This window comes from Lacihabitans lacunae, assembly GCF_042649125.1.
In the GTDB taxonomy this organism is placed as follows: Bacteria; Bacteroidota; Bacteroidia; order Cytophagales; family Spirosomataceae; genus Leadbetterella; species Leadbetterella lacunae.
In genome coordinates this window covers 4,050,385-4,071,509 of sequence record NZ_JBHRYQ010000001.1, presented here as the reverse complement: position 1 = coordinate 4,071,509, position 21,125 = coordinate 4,050,385, and the positions used below count along the sequence as shown (strand labels likewise).

The window sequence follows — 21,125 nt, the reverse complement described above, 5'->3', positions numbered from 1 at the left end:
GTTTAAGCATTTTTTGATTTTTGTACAATAGAATTTACTGAGCCAGACAGCTCTACCCAAGTAGTGCCTAGGCCTTCTAAAAAAGTAAATCCTTTTTCAGTAAGTACATAGTACTTTCTTGGTGGCCCTGAAGTAGATTCTTTCCAGTTATAATCTAATAATTCGGCATTTTTGAGTCTGGTAAGCAGTGGATATAAGGTCCCTTCTACTACCATTATTTTTGCATCCAAAAGTTCGTCTAATATCTCGGAGGCATAAACCTCACCTCTTGATATTATTTGCAGAATACAATACTCCAAAATGCCTTTCCGCATTTGTACCTGAGCATTTTCTAAATTCATAATGTTAATTTTTTGGTCAACTTTTTCATCTTTTCTTAAATAGCTTTTTCATAATTGTGATACAAATATAAAGGAAGGTACTTTGTAATGCAAGATACTATATGTATTTTTTTTATTGAAATATTTTAAAAGGTTGTTTAGGTTTGTTGAAAGGAACATTGGAAATTTGAACATGTGGAGATTTTCAAAGTATTTGGCGGTGATTTCAGCCTCAACTATAAAGTTTGTAGGAGGTCCTTTGGCGGGCATAGCTATGAGCATGAAATGGTGGGAAACCGCTATTTGTTCAGCTGCAGGAATGATGATCACCGTAACGGTAATAGTTTACGGAGGAAACGTGCTGTCGTTGTTAAAGATCGGCTCGTTTAAATCAAAGAAGCCTAAAAAGATATTTACCAAAACTACCCGACTGGGCATTAAAGTAAAATCTTCGCTTGGCCTGTGGGGAATCTCATTCCTAACCCCCCTACTTTTCACTCCTATAGTTGGCAGCTTCTTGGCCATTTCTTTTAAATACCCCAAATTTGAGATATTTACAAAAATGCTGGTTTGTGGACTTTTTTGGGGAGTAATTCAGGCTTTGACGCTCAAGTTTATTAAGGCCTTGTTTATTTAATTCAACTTTTCATTAGAAATTCTTTTGCAAACCCTACTCATTTTTTAGATATAATATTATTTTTAAACAAAAAAAAGACCCAAGAAGTCTTGAGCCTTTTCAACTTTTCAATCTATTATTTCTATTATTATCTTGGTCTACCTGTGCTTTGAGCTGGTTGCTGTGCAGAAGAGTCGCCGCCACCTTCTTTAACGTCATCATTGCTTACACCTTTTGCTCTTTTTCTTGGCTGCATAGCGTTTGCACCTGACTTACCAATCTTGTAAGACAAATTGAGGTTTATACCTCTGTTAAACATTTGATTCACGCTATTTTGGTAAAATTGCGGTGTTTCTATATTTGATTTTATCTTCAATGAATTGGCTAAGAAGTTCTGAGCCGACATTCCGATACTTCCTTTTTTGTTTTTGAAGTCTTTTTTCACTCCCAAAGAGTAATACCCAAAACCTCCCTGACGACCCATAGGCAACACCCTGCTTCCTCTCGCGAAACTGAAGGCTTGGATAGCCCAACCATTGTTTAAAGTAACAAATGACATCAAACGACCCGAAACGTTCCATCCTTGGTTAGACACTGGCACTGAAACTCCATTAAGTCCAGCAGCCTGGCCAGATATAAAGTTATAGAATGATTCAATACCTCCGTTTAGCATCCATTTAGGTGTAATGGTTAAGTTACCGAAAAGGTTAAAACCATATGCATTGTCTTGTCCAACGTTTTGGTAAGTAGTGATTAATTTAGAAGGATCTAAGTCAGATGTATATGAAATCTGAGAAATAGAATTGCCCGTAAACCTTCCGAAAGTTGAAAAATTTAAATAAATTTTCTTAATACTTGCACTTACACTTAACTCAATATTATCCGCTATTTCAGGATTTAAGCTTGGGTTACCAATTTGGATACTTTGTGGGTTGGCTTGGTTTACGTTGGGGTTTAATTGCTGAAGACCTGGTCTTTGAATCCTTCTATTATAAGCTGTTTTTACAGTATACTTGCCTCCGTAAGTTTTCGAGATATTTAAACTTGGCACCAAATTTCCATAGCTCGGAATATTAATAGCGGTAGTGTTGTTAGAAACCGCATCAATAGATGTGTACTCATATCTTGTACCAACTTTAAAGGTATATTTAGATTTAGTAGAATATGTATATGATAAATATCCAGCCCCAATGTTTTGGTTATAATCTAACGACCCACTTGGTCTTCCGTCATCGTTTATTGCTTTTCCTCCCAACAGATAGCTAAATGAGCTATTCACTTCTCTCATAATTCCTTTTACTCCTACTTCAAAAAGTTGATTTTTTTTGATAGGAGTCATATAGTCCATCTGAGCTGTATATTCCTGATTTAGGTTGTCATTTAAGTTTGTTAATGCTTTGGCTGCTGCATCTAAATTATTCAATGGCGTATTTGTAAATTCACTATTTGCCGTGCTTCTGCTATATAGTGTGGAGATACTGAATTCTTTGGAAGGCTTAATTACGTGCAGGAAGTCTAGGTTAAAATCCCAGTTAAGTGAGGGATTATTAGAGACTATATTTTGTAATGTATTTGAAATGGCTACATCATTTTGGAATCTGTCAATTTGCAAATTTTGGTCACGAGCAAAACTCCTTGTACCAAACCTCGCACCTGCAGAAAGCGATTTGTTTTTTGAAATATCATAGTCAGCACCTAAAGTATATCTACCAAAAACCATCCTGTCATTCGCATCTCCGGTTTGTCTTGTCATGAAGACATTCTCTATATCTTTCGTTCTTTGCTCGAAAGTAGTAGCCGATGGGTTAACCATCCATCTTCCATACCCACCTATGTTCATGCCAAATTTACCTGTTCTCAACGAACCATTTAAACCCAAGTTAGCACCTCTATTACCAACACCTAAGTCAGTGTTAAGTGAATATCCTTCTATGTTATTTTTCTTGGTAATAATATTTATGATACCTCCCGAACCCTCAGCATCATACTTTGCAGACGGAGAAGTGATTACCTCCACAGTCTTAATTTGGTCTGCCGGTATTTGCTTCAAAGCATCTGCTACACTTGCCGCCATTATAGTAGAAGGCTTATTGTTTATCAAAACTCTGATATTTGAACTTCCTCTAAGCTGTACATTGCCATCTAAATCTACTGTAAGTAAAGGTACCTTTCTAAGTATCTCTGTTGCATCACCACCTTTAGAGGTAATATCTTTGTCTGCATTATACACCAATCTATCTACTCGCTCTTCTATTACAGCGGCTTGACCCGTAACCATTACTTCATTCAAAAGCTGAGCATTTGTATTTAGAATAACGTTTTCTAGCACGATAGATTTGTTTTTATCTGTCAACTCGCCTACGTTAATTATTTTATCTTTGAAACCGATAGATGTGAATTTGATAGCAAACTTGCCATTTGGCAAATCTTTAAGGGTAAACTTACCCGCATCATCAGTTAGAGTACCATCGATAGGCTTCGTCATATCCGAAACTCTGTAAAGTCCAATAGTGGCATATTCTACAGGAGCTTTGGTAGTGCTATCAATGAGGTTACCCGTGATTTTACCATCTCCTTTGAGATTATTAGAAGGAGCAGCGGCAGGAAACTGTGCAACAGCAGAAAACGAACAGATTAAAAGGAAAAGTAATGTTTTTAAATACATAAATAGTTTTATTTTGAAAATATAACACAAAAATAGAGCAAGGGTTTCAGCACTTTTATTATTTTAGATAAACTACCTGTTATTGATGATAAAAGGATACTAATAGCCGATTATTTGGTTTACGCTAAAAAGAGACTAAAAATCTATAAATATTGATTTTTTGTCTTAAAATCCTGAAATATAAGTTACTTATATATATGTTTGCATATTATTCATCACCTATGAAATTAGAAATAGCAAGCAAAAAAATCTCTTCCGACCTTTTATTTAGGTCATTGTTCCATTTAATTTTTTGGTTCTTTTGGCTCATTCTTCCCATACTTAACTCGATGTTAGATGGTGACGAAGAACGTTACAATTTCTTGATTACGATTCTCCCATTGGGGTTTTTCAGTATTCCGTTTTTTTATTTTAATTCCGAATTTCTGATTTTCAAGTTTTTACCCAAAGGGCAAATCACCTCGTATATCATCAGTTTACTGCTGTTATTTTTTGGTTACTTATTTACTTATTATCTCTTCAAAGATTACTTGGTAGATAAATATCCGGTCAAAATTTATGACTCGCGTACGCTCTTTCCGGTACTTTTTATTCTTTCAATGAGTACACTCTATGGTTTTATTATTTTTATGATAAAACAAACGAGAATTAATCAAGAAGAACAAGCCGAAAGGTTAAAATCTGAGCTTTCTTTTCTTAGATCACAGATCTCACCACACTTTATTTTTAATGTATTAAATAGCATCGTTTTTTTAATCAGAAGCAAGTCAAACAAAGCAGAAAAAGTAACTTTAGAACTCTCGGAACTTATCCGATACATGCTTTACGAATCAGAAAACAGACACGTATCTTTAGAAAAAGAAATTCAATATTTGAACAATTACATTGAACTTCAAAAAATGAGATTTGGAGAAGACGTGGCTATAAATGTTAATATTAATGGTGATTTTTCGAATAAATTAATTGAGCCTATGTTGTTAATTCCATTCGTGGAAAATGCATTTAAACATGGCGTTGGTTATTTAGAAAACCCAACAATCGATATTTTTATAAAAGTAGGAGAAAAGAATTTCGAGTTTGTAGTAAGAAATCAAATAGGCCCTGAAACCAAGGAGCAAAAGGACTCAAACTCGGGTATTGGACTTAAAAATGTTAAAAGAAGAATAGAATTATTATATCCAGACCTCCACAATTTAGAGATTGTTGAAAAAAATGGATATTTTGATGCAAAATTAAAACTTGACCTAAAAAATATTGCCAAGTATGAATCATAAAATTAGATGTATAGCAGTCGATGATGAGAGCTTAGCTCGCAAAATGCTCGAAGAATATATCACCCAAATCCCTTTTTTGGAATTAGTAAAAACCTGCAAAAATGCCATGGAAGCCATGGAGGTTTTAAACAACGAAAACATCGATTTGATTTTCTTGGATATACAGATGCCGGGTATGCTCGGCACCAAGTTTCTTGAAAGTTTAGTAGAAAAACCTATGGTAGTTTTTGTGACAGCGTATGACCAATATGCAGTAGAAAGCTATAACCTACAGGTGGTGGACTACATCATGAAACCCGTGAGTTTTGAACGTTTTACCAAAGCAGTTTTAAAAGTTCAAGAAGTATACAAATCTATGGTTTTGCCAGCAAATACAGACAGCGACGCTGAGCCGATTGATTATATTTTTGTAAACGTAGAGTACTCTTTGGTTAGAATTAACTTTAACCAAATCAGCCATATAGAAGGACTAAAAGATTACATAAAAATATATGTAAACAATGCAGTTCACCCTATTTTGACCAAATCAACATTAAAAGGAATTGAAGAAAAATTACCTTCAAAGAGTTTTTTAAGGGTGCAAAAGTCTTTTATTGTTAACCTAGACAAAATCGAATCTATCCGAAACCATAGAATCACGATTGGTAAATTTGAGATTCCAGTAAGTGATACCAACATGGAAAACCTTTTACAAGCCATTAACTATAACAAGTAACCTTTTATCAACTAAACTATGAAAAAAACGCTTTTACTATTTGCTCTTGGCATAATTAGCATAAGCTCTTTTAGCCAAAAAAAAGTAAGCCCCGCCACTCCTACGAGTACCGAAGCTAAACCTGCAAAAGTGTCAGTACCTGATGCAAGCAGAACCCTTAACCCTGACATGAAGCAGGAATCTAAAGGGGAAATTACGGTTAAAGGTCAAAAAGTTCCATATACTGCCACTGTAGGTACCATACCCGTTTGGGACGAAGACGGTAAAATAGTGGCCAGCTGCTTTTACACGTATTACGAGCGATCGGATGTTTCTGACAAAGCCAAAAGACCAATTATATTTTCATTTAATGGTGGACCAGGTACCGCTTCTGTATGGATGCACATGGCATATACAGGACCAAAAATATTGAATATTGACGACGAAGGGTACCCACTTCAGCCTTACGGTTACAAAGACAATCCGTACTCAATTTTGGATGTAGCCGATATTATTTTTATTGACCCTGTAAATACTGGTTTTTCAAGAATAATAGACAAAGACGCACCTAAATCTATGTTTTTTGGCGTAAAAGCAGATATTAAATATTTGGCTGACTGGCTAAATACATTCGTTTCTCGTTCAAACAGATGGGCTTCACCAAAATATTTGATTGGCGAAAGCTACGGTACCACCCGTGTGTCAGGACTTGCATTGGAACTTCAGAACTCACATTGGATGTACCTGAATGGCGTTATTTTGGTTTCACCAACTGACCTTGGTATTGGCAGAGACGAAGCGAATGCAGCGGCTCTTCGTATTCCATATTTTGCAGCTACAGCTTGGTATCATAAAACACTAGAGCCTGGTTTACAAAGTAAAGATTTAGAAGCTTTTTTGCCTGAAGTAGAAGAATTCACAATTGAAGAGTTACTTCCAGCCATGGCCAAAGGTGGTTTTATAACCGAAAGCGAAAAGAAAACAGTAGCCGCCAAAATGGCTAAATACACAGGAATATCAGAAAAAGTTTATTTACAGAATAACCTTGACGTAAGCGTTAACTTATTTTGGAAAGAATTATTAAGAGACCAAGGCTTTACTATAGGAAGACTAGACTCGAGATTTAAAGGAATTGACTCAAAAGACGCCGGTGAAAGGCCTGAATTTAATGCAGAGTTATCTTCGTGGTTACATTCGTTTACGCCTCCTATAAACATGTATTTGAGAGAAGAATTAAATTTCAAGACTGACTTGCGATATTTTATGTTTGGACCGGTGCACCCATGGCAACGTGATGAGGTAAACGTAGCAGAAAACCTTAGAGCAGCTATGGCCGCCAACCCATACCTAAAAGTATTAAATCAGTCTGGATATTATGACGGTGCTTGTGATTATTTTAATGCCAAGTATAACCTATGGCACATGGACCCAAGTGGCAAAACTAAAGAACGCATGAGCTGGAAGGGATACCGATCAGGACATATGATGTACTTGAGAAAAGAAGACCTCCAAAAAGCGAACGAAGACTTGAGAGAGTTTATCAAGAATAGTACGCCAGCACCAAACCAGCCTGCGAAATATTAATTTTTATACAGGTTTTAAATACAATAAAGGGAGCTGAATTTAATTCGACTCCCTTTTTTTATGTGCTATTATTTAATTTTTATTTTGCCTCCACTATTTCTAAACCAATAGACATAATGCCCGTCAATGGGTCTGGTCGCATGTTATGCCCTATAGAAAGCTTGTATTTACCTGGCTTATCAAATTTATATTTTACTAACTTCGGCATAGGCACCCTATTGTCATAAATATCACCGAGTCCGTCGCCATAAGGTTTACCGGTTTTCTCGTTAAACAATATCACCTCATCCATAGAGGTTGAGACTTGTTTTCCATCAGGTCCCGTTAGGGCTTCATTGAGATATAAATTAAAAAAAGGATATGAAACAGAAGTACGAATCAAATAATTGAAAGCGTATGTTTTCTGTATATCTTTTATTTCAAATTCAAAAGTCTGCTTGTGAGCAATTTTCCATTCTGATTTTTTAAAATCCCTTATTTCTTTAAAGCCCGGATTGCTTTCACATGCTATGGTAGAGATGGCTACCACAAACCACAAAACTACCTTTTTCATTCGTTACTTGAATTGTTTTGCGGAGGTCTATTCCTATTTTTTCTCCTTTTGTTATTGTTCTTTTTACGCTCTGGTGCTGCACCTCCATCAGCTGATGCTACCGGGTTACCTTGTGGCTGTGTTTGCGGCGGCCTAGGATTTGGGTTAGTGTTCGGCTTAACTGAATCCGATGCTGGATTTGCATTTGCATTCGGATTTGGTCTTGGACCTTGACCTTTTGGTCTTGGCGGACGCGGCGGTCTTGGCCCTCTCGGTGGTCTGTTGTCAGGAGCAGACTGTGCGGCTGGCTGTTGAGCCTGAGGTGAATCTGATCCAGAGTTTGAATTATCCCTTCTGCTATTTTTATTTCGCGTTGGTCTTTTCTTGGTATGATACTTCTTGTCGAGTTTTTCGAGGTCATTGTTAATACGAACAGGTTTAGCCTGCTCCATATCCCCTATTTCTAACAAGTTTTCTAAACCTACAGGTTTTTTGCCTGCCTTGTTCATTTTTATAATCTCATCTACCTGACTACAAGAGATTGGATACCAGTTGGTTTCGTTTGGATAACTAAACCACATTATTCTTCTGAATATATCTGTTTTCTGAACCGTGGCATCTCCTTTTTCGGTTTGAAGCGGCCTATCAACTACCGGAATATCTCGGATAGCGTCTATGTAGGTTTCAAGCTCGTAGTTTAGACAACACTTTAGTCGTCCACATTGACCCGAAAGTTTAGCTGGGTTTAGCGAAAGATTTTGGTATCGAGCGGCAGCCGTAGGAATGGCTTTGAAGTCAGTTAACCAAGTAGAGCAACAAAGCTCTCTTCCACATGAGCCAAGCCCACCTATTCTACCTGCTTCTTGTCTGAGACTTATTTGTCTCATTTCTATCCTTACCTTAAACTCTCCAGCCAATAGCTTTATTAACTCTCTAAAATCTACTCTATCGTCTGCAGAGTAGTAAAAAGTAGCCTTTGAATTATCTGACTGAAATTCTACTTCTGAAAGTTTAAGATTGAGCTTAAGTTCTTTGCATATTTCACGGGTACGATACATGGCCGTTAGGTCACGATTTATAGCCTGATTGTGCTTTTCGATGTCTTTTTCGTTGGCAACTCTCAGCAGGTTTGTTAATTCATCATCATCTTTTACGTTTCGCTTTATCATAGCCAAACGAACCAGCTCCCCTTGAAGCGAAACCGTGCCAATGTGATACCCCGTAGGCATATCACACACCACATAATCTCCTGTGAAAAGTTCGAGTCCTTTTTTATTTCTAAAATACTCTTTTCTTCCCCCTTTAAACTTAACTTCTACTATATTAAATCGGCCCGACTTTGGAGTTTCCATATTAGAAAGCCAATCGAAACTATTCATTTTGGTACATCCGCCGGAACTACATCCGCCAGCACTACCACATCCACTTACTGATTTATGATTAGATTTTTCGTCGTCAACTTTCTTTATACTGCCACATCCACCCGTCGAACATTGTCCACAAGCCATAAATTCTATCTATATATATACTCGCCTTTGGGCGTCAAATTTGACTAAAACAAGGTCGAGATCTAAGGTTCTACATTTTTTTAATTAAAACAAAGCTAATCATTTCTCAAAATAATTCATTAAATCCTTTCCGATATCTTTTCGGTAATACTTTGACTTAAACTTAATATTTCGAGCCATTCTTTGAGATTTCTTCAAAGCAGCCGCCATCGTACGGCCCATTCCGGTGAGTGCAATAACCCTACCACCATTTGTAACCACGCCGTTTTCAGTTAATTTAGTGCCTGCATGAAACACCACAGTATCTTTTTCCGCTTCAGGAATTTCCATAAGGTCACCTTTTTTGTACCCCTCAGGATAGCCGCCTGCCACCACCATGGTAGTTACAGCAGACTTTGGATTGATACTAAGTTTGATTTTATCTAATTTGCCGTCAGCAGCTGCTTGGAACAAACGTACCATATCAGTCTTGATTCTAGGCAACACCACTTCGGTTTCAGGATCTCCCATTCTGGCGTTGTATTCAATCACCATTGGATTTCCTTTGTCATTCATTAAACCAATAAAAATAAAGCCAACGTAATGAATCCCTTCTGCTTTAAGACCGGCCATTGTAGGTTTCACTACTAAATTGTCTACTTTTGCCATAAAGTCCGCATCAGCAAACGGCACCGGCGAAACCGCCCCCATACCACCAGTATTGAGACCTGTGTCTCCTTCTCCTATTCTTTTGTAATCTTTGGCCTCCGGCAAAATCACATAATTTGTTCCGTCGGAAAGTACAAAAACCGAAAGCTCTATTCCTTCTAAAAATTGCTCAACCAAAACTTTATCTCCTGCTTCACCAAATTTCCCTTCAGTGAGCATTTCGGTTAAACTTTGCTTTGCTTCCTCTTTTGATGTTGTTATTATTACACCTTTTCCGGCAGCTAAACCGTCTGCTTTAAGCACGTATGGGCCATTTTGTTTATCTAAATACGCCAAACCTTCTGCTAAAGTGGCTTTAGTGAAAGTTTCTGAAAAAGCAGTAGGCACGCCGTGTTTTTGCATAAACGCCTTTGAAAAATCTTTTGACCCTTCTAATCTTGCTCCCGCTGCATCTGGCCCTATTATTCTTACTTTCTTGAGCTTTTTGTCCGCTTTAAAAAAATCAACGATCCCTTTTACTAATGGATCTTCAGGGCCTACAACCACCATTCCTATATTTTGCTCCAAAACCACATTTTTTATGGCTTCAAAGTCGTCTACTTGAGCATCTATATTTTTTGCGATTTGAGCTGTGCCTGCATTTCCAGGTAAAACAAAAAGGTTTTCACATTTCTTGCTTTGAGAAAGTTTCCATGCAAAAGCGTGCTCTCTTCCACCTGAACCTATAATTAATATATTCATTTCCGTAAGTTTCTATTTTTTTAAATGACAAAAATAGGAGTTTGCGGCCGCTTAAAAAAAAATGATTAAAAATAATGCCCTCCAATATTTTTTTAAATACCATTTTTCTTAACTTTTAGATGAAAAACCAAAATCATTTACCCTAAAAATAAGGTAACTTTGGAAAGCATTAAAACATTTTATAATTTTCGAACTCAAATGTGTAGATAAGACAATATCCATTTTGCACTTTTTTGAAACAAAACCAAACACCCAGTACGCTTAATTTTTCGATTTTCACAAAACCTTATCATGAATAGCTTTTCTAAAAAACTCATAGGTTTATTTTTGTTATTTACATTTACAAATACCTATGCCCAAACTCTAAAGAGTGGCCCACAGGTACTTAGTTTCCATTCAGACGTAGACGACACTGAGCAGCCTTATGCCATTTATATTCCTAAAAAATTTAGCGAGAAAAAACAATACCCTTTGGTAGTTATGCTTCATGGAGCTGGCTCAAATCACCGATTGGCGATGAGACGCGTATTTGGCAAGAGCAATTTTAATAATGAAAATGACGTAGAAGCAAGCACTTATTTTCCGAAATGGAAAAGTGTGGATTACATAGTGGTTAGCCCACTAGCGAGAGGTACCATGGGCTACCAAGGAATAGCCGAGAAAGACGTAATGGACATGTTAGCTGATGTGAAAAAACGATTTCACATAGACGAAAACAGAACTTACTTAACCGGACTGTCGATGGGTGGCGGCGGAACCCTATGGATTGGCCTTACACGACCTGACATATGGGCTGCCATAGCACCAGTTTGCCCAGCACCTCCTACAGAAACTGCCCAATATATTGACAATGCCTCTAACCTTAGAGCATATATATTTCAAGGTGGAGCCGACCCCGTAGTAAAACCAGAAGCTACTCGTAAATGGGTGGAAGACATGAAAAAAGCTGGCGGCAAAATAGATTACACCGAATATGCAGGAGTAAAACATGACAGCTGGAACAACGCCTACGTAGACGAATTTATATTTTCGTGGTTTAGCAAATACAAAAGAGACCCGTTTCCAAACAAAATAAAGTTTACTACCCAGCAAATAAAATATGGCAGTGCGTATTGGTTAAAAATCAGAGATATGGAGGTTGGTAAAACAGCCACAATCGAAGCTTTTTTTAAGAATAAAAATATGCTCGACATAAAAACAGAAAACGTACTAGCACTTGAAATGAACCTAAATGGGCACTCAAACTACAACCCAAAAAAATCATTGGCCTTAAACATAGACGGCCAAAACGTGCCACTATTTGGACTTACAAATGGCCAAATTTTGATAAAAAACAATGGCAAATGGATGGTAGGCAAACCTGAGTTTTCTGACAAAGAGAAAAATGCAATGACCGAAGGTCCAATGACGGAGGTTTTTGGAGATAGGCATATATATGTATACGGTACCACTGACAATCCAAGCAAAGAAGAACTAGAAAAAAGAAAGGCTGTAGCCGAAACTGCTGCCGAGTGGAGTTATAGCCGCGGAGATTTTATGGGCCGAGTGATGGTGTTTCCAAGAGTTTTGACGGACCAAGAAGTTAGACCTAACGATATAGAAAGATCAAACCTGGTGTTGTTTGGCACAAAAGAAACCAACAGTTTGATAGCCAAATATGCAGACAAACTACCGATGGAGCTAAAAAAAGAAAGCAGCTCGAAAGCAGGCCTAACCTTTGTGTATCCAAACGGGAAGAAATATATATTGATTAACTCAGGAATTCCATTTTGGCAAATACCGCTTTTTGACCAAGGACCATTTGCAAGACTTAGAACTCCAGGCAAAGCCGGTCAGCTGACAGGTTACGGCGACTGGGTTTACTACGATGGTGAACTTAACAATGTGATTTCAACGGGTATTTTTGAGCACAATTGGTCTATCCCCGAAGACAAGCTAAAACTATTAGAAAATATAGATAAACTGAATATCAAAAAGCCATAATAACCTTCAAAAAGGAAAACTTAAAGGTGTGCTTTTCTGATGAGAAGCACACCTTTTTTTGTTCAATTATTAAAAAATACGCAAAAGCTTAAAAAAAATACGAACTTTGCGGTCCAAAGAAAATTAAAAGATGGAAACCATTTTACCTCTCTTAGAGCTTACGCACAAGGCTTCGGCACAAGTCAGAAGGCTGACTACCAAGCAAAAGCAAACTTTGCTGCTTGACTTGGCAGACCTATTGGTACAAAACTCAGCATTGATTATTGCTGAGAATAAAAAAGACTTGGACTTGATGGACCCCAGCGACCCAAAATATGACCGCTTACTATTAAACCCAACGAGAATTGGAGGTTTGGTAGAGTCGATAAATGAAATAACTGCACTGAAAGACCCGGCTAATGAAGTAGCTTTTGCCAAGACTTTAGAAAATGGCTTGCAGCTTACCAAAAAATGGGTACCTATGGGCGTGGTCGGAACGATATTTGAATCTAGGCCAAATGTCACCATTGACGTAGCAATCCTTTGTTTGATGTCGGGAAATGCTTGTGTGCTTAAAGGTGGCAAAGAAGCGGCGTTTTCAAATACATGTTTGGTGGGAATTATACACGAAGCATTAGAAAAAAACGGAATAGCTAAGGAAGCAGTTCTACTTTTACCTACAGACAGAAAATTCCTTGCGGAGCTTTTGGTTGCTACCCGATTCGTGGATTTGATAATACCAAGAGGCTCACAATCTCTGATAGATTATGTTCGAGCAAACTCAAAAATACCTTGCATAGAGACCGGTGCGGGCGTTTGTCATACCTATGTAGAAAAAACTGCCGACCTCAACATGGCCGCTGATATAATCATAAATGCAAGGGCGTCTCGCCCTTCGGTTTGCAATTCACTTGATTGTGCTATTTTGGATGAAAGTGTTTTAGAACACCTTGTTCCTTTGCTTAAAGAAGGTTTTGACAAATATCAGATTGAGGTTTATGCAGATGTAGTAGCTTATCCGATTTTTAAGAAAAACAATTTCAATCGACTTTTTGAAGCAAAACCAGAGGACTTCGGTAAAGAATGGCTCGACTTTAAAATTTCTATAAAAACAGTAAGTGGTCTTAATGAAGCACTTGAGCACATAAGCCAGTTTTCATCAAAACATTCGGAGGCAATCATTACTCAGGATGAAGAGTTGGCTGAAACATTCCTCAGTGAAGTGGACGCAGCTGCGGTTTATCACAATGCTTCTTCGAGGTTTACAGACGGTGGGCAGTTTGGACTCGGAGCTGAAATTGGAATATCTACTCAAAAACTTCATGCTAGAGGACCTTTTGCTCTTGAGAAATTAGTAACCGAAAAATGGGTGCTAAAAGGAAATGGACAAACAAGGTGGTAAAATATATAAAGTGAAAGAAAACTCAGTAAACTTTTAAGTTTTCATATTTTTAGCGAAATTTGCATTCCTAAACAGAGAAAGGTCCCGTAGTTCAACGGATAGAATAGTTGTTTCCTAAACAATTGATCCAAGTTCGATTCTTGGCGGGATCACAAAAGCTTCTTTACAGAGAAGCTTTTTTTGTTTACATTAATGTGTATATTTCTGAAATAAAAGACGAAGAACCTACTTCCTCCAAAAAATAACCACCAAATATGAAAGGACGCAATGACCTTAAACTTGCCGTACTAATAGACGCTGACAATATTCCGTATGCCAACATAGAAGGCATGCTCGACGAAATTGCCAAGCTAGGTACGCCTACTATTAAAAGAATATATGGCGACTGGACCAAACCGACTGTTTCGGGCTGGAAACCGGCACTTTTGCAACACGCCATCACTCCGATTCAACAATACTCTTATACTACAGGAAAAAACGCAACCGATTCGGCTATGATTATAGACGCTATGGATATTTTGCATAGCGAAAAAGTGGACGGGTTTTGTTTGGTTTCAAGCGATAGTGACTTTACCCGTTTGGCTACCCGACTGAGAGAATCAGGCATGTTAGTAATTGGCATTGGAGAGAAAAAAACACCTAACCCGTTTATAGTTGCGTGTGATAAATTTATTTACATCGAAATAATCAGTGGTAAAAACGAAACCAAAACTCCAAAAGCTGCGGCCTCAAAGGCTACACCTGAGTTTGACAAAATGAGCAACAATTTGATTAAGCTTATAAAAGCTACCGTTGATGACCTCGCAGACGACAACGGCTGGGCGTTTTTGGCAGAAGTTGGTAGTCTACTGATGAAGAAAAAACCAGATTTCGATGCAAGAAACTACGGTTTCACTAAGCTAACGCCTCTATTGAAATCATTAAAAAATCACATTGAGGTAGACGAAAGAGACGTGGAGAATTCAAGAATTAAGCATATCTATGTGCGTGTAAAGTCTTAATATTTAAGCTATTCATTATTTCTGTTTTATATCAAAATCAATTTCGTAGTAGTTTGCCCAGTTTTGGATTAAGCCTACAAAGTGTTTGAGGTAGTTTGCCGTAAAAAACATATTGGACCAATCGTCGAAACGACGGGCTTGGACTCCCAAATAAAATACCCAAACCGCAATGCCCGATTGTGCAATAAGATCTTTTTCTTGTTGTTTTAAGGGTCTAACAGACTCATATCCTTTTAAAAATACATCTGCCTTTTGTAGATATACGTCTTTGTCGGCTTCTGAATGAAAAAGTTGGGTTAAAAAATACGCTACATCAAGTACAAACGGGCCATTTCCACAAAAGTCAAAATCAAACAACGTTACTTTTCCGTCAGAATTTATATTCATATTGTCATACCAGATATCTAAATGAACTGCACCTGTTGGGCAATCTGATATGATTTCTGAATTTAAATATGGCCTCAAGTAAGATTCTATTTTTCCTAAAATGAGCATACTGGGGTGTTTTTTCTCAAAAAAACCGTGTAGTGCTAAAATCGGCTTTTCACAAAGCTCTGCGAAGTTGTATTTTACGCGTTTTAAATTTAATTCTAAACTTGAGACATGTATACTGGCCATGGTTTTGCCGATTGTATTGCAGTGGCCTTTGCCCAAACTCCTGATTTTGTCGCCTTCAGCGAATGAAAACAAAACCGCAAACCGAACTCCTTCTGGTGCATTCAACTCATTTATTAGCTCATTTTGTGCGTTTGTAATTGGATAAGAAACATTGATACCTTCTTTTTTTAAATTAAGTAAAAACCGTAACTCTTCATTTATCTCAACTTTACTCCTCCAATCTTTTACATAAACCCGAAGAACATATTTTTCTGTCCCAATTTTTAATAAATAGGTATGATTAATGCCTGTTTTGAGAATTTGACATTGAACATCTTCGCCCTTAAAATACAAATCTGACGCCCAAACAGCCAAGCTTTTGGGATTTAAAATACTATGTATCGCATCAAATTTTATTTCAGAACCCATATTATAAACGTTTCTTGTTATTATTTCTAACTAAAAATTTCGATGATTTTTATCACTACAATATAAAACAGTGAAGGACAAAGCAAACAACCTAAACCCGTGTAAAAAGTAGCCGTAACTGCACCATAAGGCACCAATTTGGGGTCTGTGGCGGCCAAACCAGCAGCCACTCCACTCGAAGTACCCATTATGCCACCATATGCCATGGCCGATTTGGCGTCATTTAACCCGATATATTTTGCTGCTATGGGTGTAAAAACCGTAACCGCTATGGCTTTTACCACGCCTGCTGATATGCTCAAGGCAATAACTTCTGACGACGCACCCAATGCTGCACCTGTAACAGGACCAACAATATATGAGCAAGAACCTGCACCAAGGGTGCATAAACTTACGGCGTCTCGGTATCCCCACACCCAAGCTACTGCCACTCCGGTAACAAAAAACAATACCACACCAACCAATAAGGAGATTAAACCGATTCTTCCTGCTTTTTTCATAACCTGATAGCTCGCTCCCATGGCCGTGGCCACTATTGTGAAGTCTCGAAACATCGCCCCACCGAACACTCCTAAGCCTGAAAAAAGTGGAATGTCTGACAAGCCTTTTTCGCCGTTTGTGTGAACTCCGCCGAAATATGCCAAAACCAATCCCGCCAATATGGCTAATGCAGAACCTGGGACTTTACCTTTCCCCAGTTTTTTTGCAACCACCTCAGACAAATACACAATAATGGCAATCAATAAAAAACCAAAAATCAAACTGTTTTTATCTAGTAGTTTATTTAATATTTCTGTCATATTACTTCTTTTTTAAACAAAAATGGAAATAATACAAAACCCAAAAATACAGGCAACACCCCTACTATTATGGCCAAAAAGCCACTCGATACCGCCAATTTGACATTTTGAGAAGCTGACATCGCGATAACCACTGGAATATACATTTTGCTCCAAAAGTCAACGCCTTGTTCAAAAGCACTATCGAGCCATCCTTTTTTCAAAAACCATTCTTTGATTGTTAGCAAAATGAGCATGGCAAAGCCCACGCCACCTACATTGGCATTAATCCCGAGCCAATGCCCAAGCGATTCGCCAATAAACTGCCCCATCAAAAACGAAAAAGCCAAGATTCCTACACCGTAAATGATCATTTAGATTTTATTTAAATAGGGTTTTGAGGTCATTCTTGGTCACTTTGCCCATTGCATTTCTTGGCAAATCTTCAATGACCAAGTATTTACGCGGTGTTTTGTAAGCAGGCATCAAATCGCGAATCCAATCATTAAGTTCATCTGTGTTAATGTTTTGATTGTTTAAAACTACGGCCGCTGCTACAAGCTCACCCCATTCTTCGTTTGGCACGCCTATAACCGCACAATCTTTGATTTCAGGGTGTTTTCTTAGTACTTCCTCTATCTCTAAAGCCGATATTTTATATCCGCCCGACTTGATAATATCGATAGAGTCTCTCCCCAGTATTTTCAAATATCCTTCTTCATAAACCGCCACATCGCCTGTCTTAAACCATCCGTCTGGAGTAAATGCTTTTTGAGTTGCCTCGGGTTTACCCCAATATTCTTTAAACACGTTATCGCCTTTTATTAAAATTTCGCCGGGCTGCCCCATCTCCACTTCTTTATAATCTTCGTCTACCAATATTACTGAAACTCCGGGCAATGGCTGCCCAATATATCCGGCTTTCCGCTCTCCGTTGTAAGGGTTAGAAACCCCCATGCCTATTTCTGTCATACCGTAACGCTCCAAAAGCGTATGCCCTGATATCGTTTTCCATTTTTCCATAACCGAAACCGGCAATGCCGCAGAACCCGAAACCATTAGTCTGAAAGCAGATAAGTTCTTGAATATCTCGACCTTGGTTTCTTCATTTTGCTGCTCCCAATAAGTTATCAGTTTATAGTAAATGGTGGGCACAGCCATGAAAACATTCAATTCATTTTTCATGAAAACATCAAAAACAGCTGCTGGACTAAACTTCTCCATAAACTCAACCGCGGCTCCTGACCACAACGCACACGAAATCACATTTACAATGCCATGCACATGGTGAAGTGGCAAAATACAAAGTGTATGGTCTTTGGCTGACCATTCCCAAAAACTCACCAAAGTGCTAATTTGTGCCTCCAAGTTTTTATGGGTAGTAACCACGCCTTTGGGTAAACTTGTGGTACCACTTGTGTAAAGTATCATCGCGTTTTGGTCGCGACTTATTTCTGGCAACTCAGCTGCCTGAGCTTTACTTAACTCTTCATTTGAAACAAATCTAAATGTTTTTTCTTCGATTAAAGGCTTCAGTACTTCTTCATAATTGGGCGTAGCAATCACAATAGCTGCACCGGTGTCTTCTAAAACATACCGTAGCGAGGGCAAAGGATAACTGATGCAAAGCGGCACTGCCACCCCGCCTGCTTGCCAAATGGCCCATTGAATGGCGACATAATCAAACCCAGGGTCAACCATAAATGCCACTCGGGCACCCATTAGATTTTTTGAATCGGCCAATAGACCTGTAGCATATTTTTGAGAGACAGTTAAAAGATCTTGATAGGTGTAACTTAGTTCGTTACTTTTAATTGCGATGTTCGACAAATGATTCTTCGCATTCTCAACGATTTGCAGCATATTTAAATAGTATTGATTGAATTGAATACCCAATTTATAGGTTTATTTTCAAAAAAGTGACCTGTTTTGAAATTGCCCTTTTAAATAATTCGGAGATTTTTTCGAAAAAAAACAAAAAGTAAAGCTAAATTCAAGTAAATATTTATTCCTAACCCATGTTTAAAATCTTAAGCCCTTTCGTCTTTCTTCTGTTTTGTACCACAAGCTATTCGCAGCTTTTAAACAAAAAACAAATCAATGATTATACAAAATCAGAACTTTTGGGCTCTTTAAACACTTATAAGGAGTTTTTGAAATTACCTAACGACGGCAACTACCCCGACCAAATAAACCAAAACCTTAGGTGGTGCGACAGCACCTTCAAAAAACTTGGATTTAATACGCAAACCATAGTTTCGAGAGGAATTCCGCATTTATATGCTGAAAAAATAAGAAACAAAAACCTCCCTAACGTTTTGTTTTACCTTCAAATAGACGGGCAACCTGTAGACCCCACGGCTTGGGATCAAGAGAGCCCCTTTGTGCCTCAACTAAAAGATGCCTTCGGAAATAAAATTTCCTGGGAAACTTTAAGTCAAAAAGGCATTGACCCAAATTATAAAATATTTGCACGCTCGGCTTCTGACTCCAAAGGCCCAGCCATGTGTTTTATTACCGCACTAAAAATTTGTAAAGAAAAAAATATCAGTCCTGATTTTAACATTAAAATTATCATGGATTTTCAGGAGGAACTCAGCTCCCCCACTATTGCTGAACTGGTAGAAAGCCACCGAGAGCTACTTTTAGCTGACCGATTAATGATAATGGATGGTACGCGACACATCTCAAATATACCCACGCTAATGTTTGGTGCAAGAGGAATAGCTACCGCTACTCTAACAGTATATGGAGCCAAAGAAAACCTACACAGCGGCCAATACGGAAACTATGCCCCTAATCCGGCTTTCAAATTAGCTCAACTTTTGGCAGGCATGAAAGACAAAGACGGCAAAGTAACCATTCCTGGTTTTTATGATGGGGTGCTCATAAGCGATGAAGACAAGAAAGGCTTTGCCTTGGTACCCGAAAACAAAGACTCGCTAAACCAGAGACTTGGCATAGCACAAGAAGAAAAAGTAGGAGACAGCTACCAAGAAGCCATGCAATACCCGAGTTTAAACATTAGAGGTTTGCGGTCGGCATGGGTAGGCAAAGAAGTCAGAACCACGATACCAAACCTGGCAATAGCCGAAATAGACATGAGGTTAGTACCAGAAACTCCTGGAGAGAGGCAACTGAATTTATTACGTGAATATCTGATTGCGTCTGGAGTCACGATTGTTAAAGGGCTGCCCACAGACGAGCAAAGAGCTAAATATCCCCTACTCGCTAATTTTGAAATAAAAGAAGGTTCGCTGCCATTTAGAACGCCCATGGAATCACCGATAGGTACTTGGCTAAGCAATTCCATGGACAGAGCAGTGGATAGGCATGTAAAAGTAAGGCTCACCGGAGGTTCGCAGCCTATGGCGTCGTTTATAGAAACCTTGCAAGTGCCAGCAGTCTCTATCCGTATTCCAAACCCTGACAATAACATTCATGGCCCCAATGAAAACCTTCGTGTGGGAAATTATGAAGAAGGAATACGAATGTGTTTGGCTATTTTGACCCAAAAACCTTGAGCGTTTTTTTATAGAATTAAACTTTTTTTGAGACTTTTATTTAATTCAAAAAATAGCAAAAAATCATTTTTAGGACTATTTGAATATGATTTTTAACTTTCTAAAATCATAGTGCTACACTTTTCTTAGTCTTCTACAAAAAGCAACACGATAGATTTTGGCAAAAAAATTGGACGTTTCTAACGAATGCTATCACTTTTGAACTAACTATAGTACTATTCCAATTTCACCATAGCACCTAACGATGAACATTACCGACTTAACATTTTCTTAATTGACACGTATTCAATTTGTTGCGTAAGTTTGCAACATCAAAGGTTTTCAGATACGGCAAAATAAACTAAGTAATAAACTAAGATTAAAATTTTTCCGAAAAAGAAAACAAACAAAGAAAATTATGAAAAAGTTAATGTTAACAGTAGCAGTCTTGATGGGAGTATCAGCTGCCACTACCACGCTCGCAAACAATGACATGAAAATCGTTTCGCTTACAGAAGCAAAAGGCGATTTAAAAGTGAAAGCTCTACAGGGCTTAAAATTCAAATTAGAAGCAGACAATCTTCAGAATAAATCAAGCATATATTTAAAGGACGAAAAAGGGGAAGTTTTCCATGTGGAATATGTCTCTAAAAGCGGCTCATTTTTAAAAGTATTTGATTTATCTGCGTTGCCAGATGGAAGTTATTACTTCGAAGTAGTATCAGGTAGCGAAAAGATGATTAAGCCTTTTCAAATCTCTACAAAAACCACTAGAACTGCTACACCTCAGTAAGCAACTAGATAGTTAAAGTAGGATTTACCGAAACTTGAAACCTTTGAAAAAGAGCCCAACTGATTTCTCAGTGGGCT

General features: G+C 37.9%; 18 protein-coding genes and 1 tRNA gene. 10 read left to right on the top strand and 9 right to left on the bottom strand.

The window, feature by feature from the left end; genetic code table 11:
- Positions 1-2: 2 nt before the first annotated feature.
- On the bottom strand, positions 3-341 hold the full coding sequence (locus tag ACFOOI_RS17470) for a PadR family transcriptional regulator (protein ID WP_379839329.1): 339 nt from the start codon (positions 339-341) through the stop codon (positions 3-5).
- A gap of 172 nt (positions 342-513) precedes the next feature.
- Between ACFOOI_RS17470 and ACFOOI_RS17465 the strand changes: the two genes are divergently transcribed.
- A complete protein-coding gene (locus ACFOOI_RS17465) occupies positions 514-957 on the top strand; it encodes a hypothetical protein (protein WP_379839328.1) in 444 nt (147 codons plus the stop codon).
- A gap of 127 nt (positions 958-1,084) precedes the next feature.
- On the opposite strand, the gene ACFOOI_RS17460 is transcribed toward ACFOOI_RS17465, so the two are convergent.
- Complete coding sequence (locus ACFOOI_RS17460; protein WP_379839327.1) at positions 1,085-3,601, bottom strand: TonB-dependent receptor domain-containing protein; 2,517 nt, start codon at positions 3,599-3,601, stop codon at positions 1,085-1,087.
- Between the two features lie 221 nt (positions 3,602-3,822).
- On the opposite strand from ACFOOI_RS17460, the gene ACFOOI_RS17455 reads away from it, so the two are divergent.
- From ACFOOI_RS17455 to ACFOOI_RS17445, 3 genes are read left to right on the top strand one after another with little or no spacing between them, the layout of a single operon-like run.
- A complete protein-coding gene (locus tag ACFOOI_RS17455) occupies positions 3,823-4,875 on the top strand; it encodes a sensor histidine kinase (protein ID WP_379839326.1) in 1,053 nt (350 codons plus the stop codon).
- Positions 4,865-5,590, top strand: a complete 726-nt coding sequence (locus tag ACFOOI_RS17450) for a LytR/AlgR family response regulator transcription factor (RefSeq protein ID WP_379839325.1) — start codon at positions 4,865-4,867, stop codon at positions 5,588-5,590. The genes ACFOOI_RS17455 and ACFOOI_RS17450 overlap by 11 nt, the downstream gene beginning before the upstream one ends.
- 18 nt (positions 5,591-5,608) lie before the next feature.
- Positions 5,609-7,153 carry a S10 family peptidase gene (locus tag ACFOOI_RS17445; protein ID WP_379839323.1) on the top strand — a complete coding sequence of 515 codons (1,545 nt, stop codon included), beginning with the start codon at positions 5,609-5,611 and terminating at the stop codon, positions 7,151-7,153.
- A gap of 79 nt (positions 7,154-7,232) precedes the next feature.
- Here the strand turns inward: ACFOOI_RS17445 and ACFOOI_RS17440 are convergent, their stop codons facing one another.
- The 3 genes from ACFOOI_RS17440 to purD form a co-directional block, all read right to left on the bottom strand.
- On the bottom strand, positions 7,233-7,706 hold the full coding sequence (locus ACFOOI_RS17440; protein ID WP_379839322.1) for a gliding motility lipoprotein GldH: 474 nt from the start codon (positions 7,704-7,706) through the stop codon (positions 7,233-7,235).
- Positions 7,703-9,193 (bottom strand): PSP1 domain-containing protein, encoded by a 1,491-nt coding sequence (locus tag ACFOOI_RS17435; protein WP_379839321.1) that lies wholly within the window; start codon positions 9,191-9,193, stop codon positions 7,703-7,705. The genes ACFOOI_RS17440 and ACFOOI_RS17435 overlap by 4 nt, the downstream gene beginning before the upstream one ends.
- Before the next feature lie 99 nt (positions 9,194-9,292).
- Positions 9,293-10,582, bottom strand: coding sequence for a phosphoribosylamine--glycine ligase (gene purD, locus ACFOOI_RS17430; RefSeq protein ID WP_379839320.1), 1,290 nt, complete (start codon positions 10,580-10,582; stop codon positions 9,293-9,295).
- A 291-nt stretch (positions 10,583-10,873) separates the two neighbouring features.
- Here purD and ACFOOI_RS17425 point away from each other — a divergent pair, with 291 nt between their 5' ends.
- The 4 genes from ACFOOI_RS17425 (at position 10,874) to ACFOOI_RS17410 (ending at position 14,947) form a co-directional block, all read left to right on the top strand.
- A complete protein-coding gene (locus ACFOOI_RS17425) occupies positions 10,874-12,565 on the top strand; it encodes a carboxylesterase family protein (RefSeq protein ID WP_379839319.1) in 1,692 nt (563 codons plus the stop codon).
- 130 nt (positions 12,566-12,695) lie between these two features.
- Complete coding sequence (locus tag ACFOOI_RS17420; RefSeq protein WP_379839318.1) at positions 12,696-13,946, top strand: glutamate-5-semialdehyde dehydrogenase; 1,251 nt, start codon at positions 12,696-12,698, stop codon at positions 13,944-13,946.
- Positions 13,947-14,026: 80 nt separating this feature from the next.
- Positions 14,027-14,098, top strand: a tRNA-Arg gene (locus tag ACFOOI_RS17415).
- Positions 14,099-14,200: 102 nt separating this feature from the next.
- Positions 14,201-14,947, top strand: a complete 747-nt coding sequence (locus tag ACFOOI_RS17410; RefSeq protein WP_379839317.1) for an NYN domain-containing protein — start codon at positions 14,201-14,203, stop codon at positions 14,945-14,947.
- Between the two features lie 15 nt (positions 14,948-14,962).
- On the opposite strand, the gene ACFOOI_RS17405 is transcribed toward ACFOOI_RS17410, so the two are convergent.
- The 4 genes from ACFOOI_RS17405 to ACFOOI_RS17390 are packed head-to-tail and all read right to left on the bottom strand — an operon-like array spanning position 14,963 to position 18,615.
- The gene (locus tag ACFOOI_RS17405; RefSeq protein WP_379839315.1) at positions 14,963-15,973 is read right to left on the bottom strand and encodes a phosphotransferase; all 1,011 of its coding nucleotides are present in this window, start codon (positions 15,971-15,973) and stop codon (positions 14,963-14,965) included.
- 26 nt (positions 15,974-15,999) lie between these two features.
- Positions 16,000-16,773 (bottom strand): malonate transporter subunit MadM, encoded by a 774-nt coding sequence (gene madM, locus ACFOOI_RS17400; protein WP_379839314.1) that lies wholly within the window; start codon positions 16,771-16,773, stop codon positions 16,000-16,002.
- On the bottom strand, positions 16,770-17,126 hold the full coding sequence (gene madL / locus ACFOOI_RS17395) for a malonate transporter subunit MadL (RefSeq protein ID WP_379839313.1): 357 nt from the start codon (positions 17,124-17,126) through the stop codon (positions 16,770-16,772). Before madL ends, madM begins: the two co-directional genes overlap by 4 nt.
- Before the next feature lie 7 nt (positions 17,127-17,133).
- Positions 17,134-18,615: an acyl-CoA synthetase gene (locus ACFOOI_RS17390; protein ID WP_379839312.1), complete on the bottom strand. Its 1,482-nt coding sequence runs from the start codon at positions 18,613-18,615 to the stop codon at positions 17,134-17,136.
- A gap of 155 nt (positions 18,616-18,770) precedes the next feature.
- On the opposite strand from ACFOOI_RS17390, the gene ACFOOI_RS17385 reads away from it, so the two are divergent.
- Complete coding sequence (locus ACFOOI_RS17385) at positions 18,771-20,276, top strand: M20/M25/M40 family metallo-hydrolase (protein WP_379839311.1); 1,506 nt, start codon at positions 18,771-18,773, stop codon at positions 20,274-20,276.
- Positions 20,277-20,673: 397 nt separating this feature from the next.
- Positions 20,674-21,048 carry a hypothetical protein gene (locus ACFOOI_RS17380; protein WP_379839310.1) on the top strand — a complete coding sequence of 125 codons (375 nt, stop codon included), beginning with the start codon at positions 20,674-20,676 and terminating at the stop codon, positions 21,046-21,048.
- The last annotated feature ends 77 nt before the right edge of the window (positions 21,049-21,125 follow it).

Bases quoted from the DNA above. Each gene is read 5' to 3' on its own strand.
- ACFOOI_RS17470 (WP_379839329.1), bottom strand. From the start codon at position 341: ATGAATTTAGAAAATGCTCAGGTACAAATGCGGAAAGGCATTTTGGAG.
- ACFOOI_RS17465 (WP_379839328.1), top strand. From the start codon at position 514: ATGTGGAGATTTTCAAAGTATTTGGCGGTGATTTCAGCCTCAACTATA.
- ACFOOI_RS17460 (WP_379839327.1), bottom strand. From the start codon at position 3,601: ATGTATTTAAAAACATTACTTTTCCTTTTAATCTGTTCGTTTTCTGCT.
- ACFOOI_RS17455 (WP_379839326.1), top strand. From the start codon at position 3,823: ATGAAATTAGAAATAGCAAGCAAAAAAATCTCTTCCGACCTTTTATTT.
- ACFOOI_RS17450 (WP_379839325.1), top strand. From the start codon at position 4,865: ATGAATCATAAAATTAGATGTATAGCAGTCGATGATGAGAGCTTAGCT.
- ACFOOI_RS17445 (WP_379839323.1), top strand. From the start codon at position 5,609: ATGAAAAAAACGCTTTTACTATTTGCTCTTGGCATAATTAGCATAAGC.
- ACFOOI_RS17440 (WP_379839322.1), bottom strand. From the start codon at position 7,706: ATGAAAAAGGTAGTTTTGTGGTTTGTGGTAGCCATCTCTACCATAGCA.
- ACFOOI_RS17435 (WP_379839321.1), bottom strand. From the start codon at position 9,193: ATGGCTTGTGGACAATGTTCGACGGGTGGATGTGGCAGTATAAAGAAA.
- purD (WP_379839320.1), bottom strand. From the start codon at position 10,582: ATGAATATATTAATTATAGGTTCAGGTGGAAGAGAGCACGCTTTTGCA.
- ACFOOI_RS17425 (WP_379839319.1), top strand. From the start codon at position 10,874: ATGAATAGCTTTTCTAAAAAACTCATAGGTTTATTTTTGTTATTTACA.
- ACFOOI_RS17420 (WP_379839318.1), top strand. From the start codon at position 12,696: ATGGAAACCATTTTACCTCTCTTAGAGCTTACGCACAAGGCTTCGGCA.
- ACFOOI_RS17410 (WP_379839317.1), top strand. From the start codon at position 14,201: ATGAAAGGACGCAATGACCTTAAACTTGCCGTACTAATAGACGCTGAC.
- ACFOOI_RS17405 (WP_379839315.1), bottom strand. From the start codon at position 15,973: ATGGGTTCTGAAATAAAATTTGATGCGATACATAGTATTTTAAATCCC.
- madM (WP_379839314.1), bottom strand. From the start codon at position 16,773: ATGACAGAAATATTAAATAAACTACTAGATAAAAACAGTTTGATTTTT.
- madL (WP_379839313.1), bottom strand. From the start codon at position 17,126: ATGATCATTTACGGTGTAGGAATCTTGGCTTTTTCGTTTTTGATGGGG.
- ACFOOI_RS17390 (WP_379839312.1), bottom strand. From the start codon at position 18,615: ATGCTGCAAATCGTTGAGAATGCGAAGAATCATTTGTCGAACATCGCA.
- ACFOOI_RS17385 (WP_379839311.1), top strand. From the start codon at position 18,771: ATGTTTAAAATCTTAAGCCCTTTCGTCTTTCTTCTGTTTTGTACCACA.
- ACFOOI_RS17380 (WP_379839310.1), top strand. From the start codon at position 20,674: ATGAAAAAGTTAATGTTAACAGTAGCAGTCTTGATGGGAGTATCAGCT.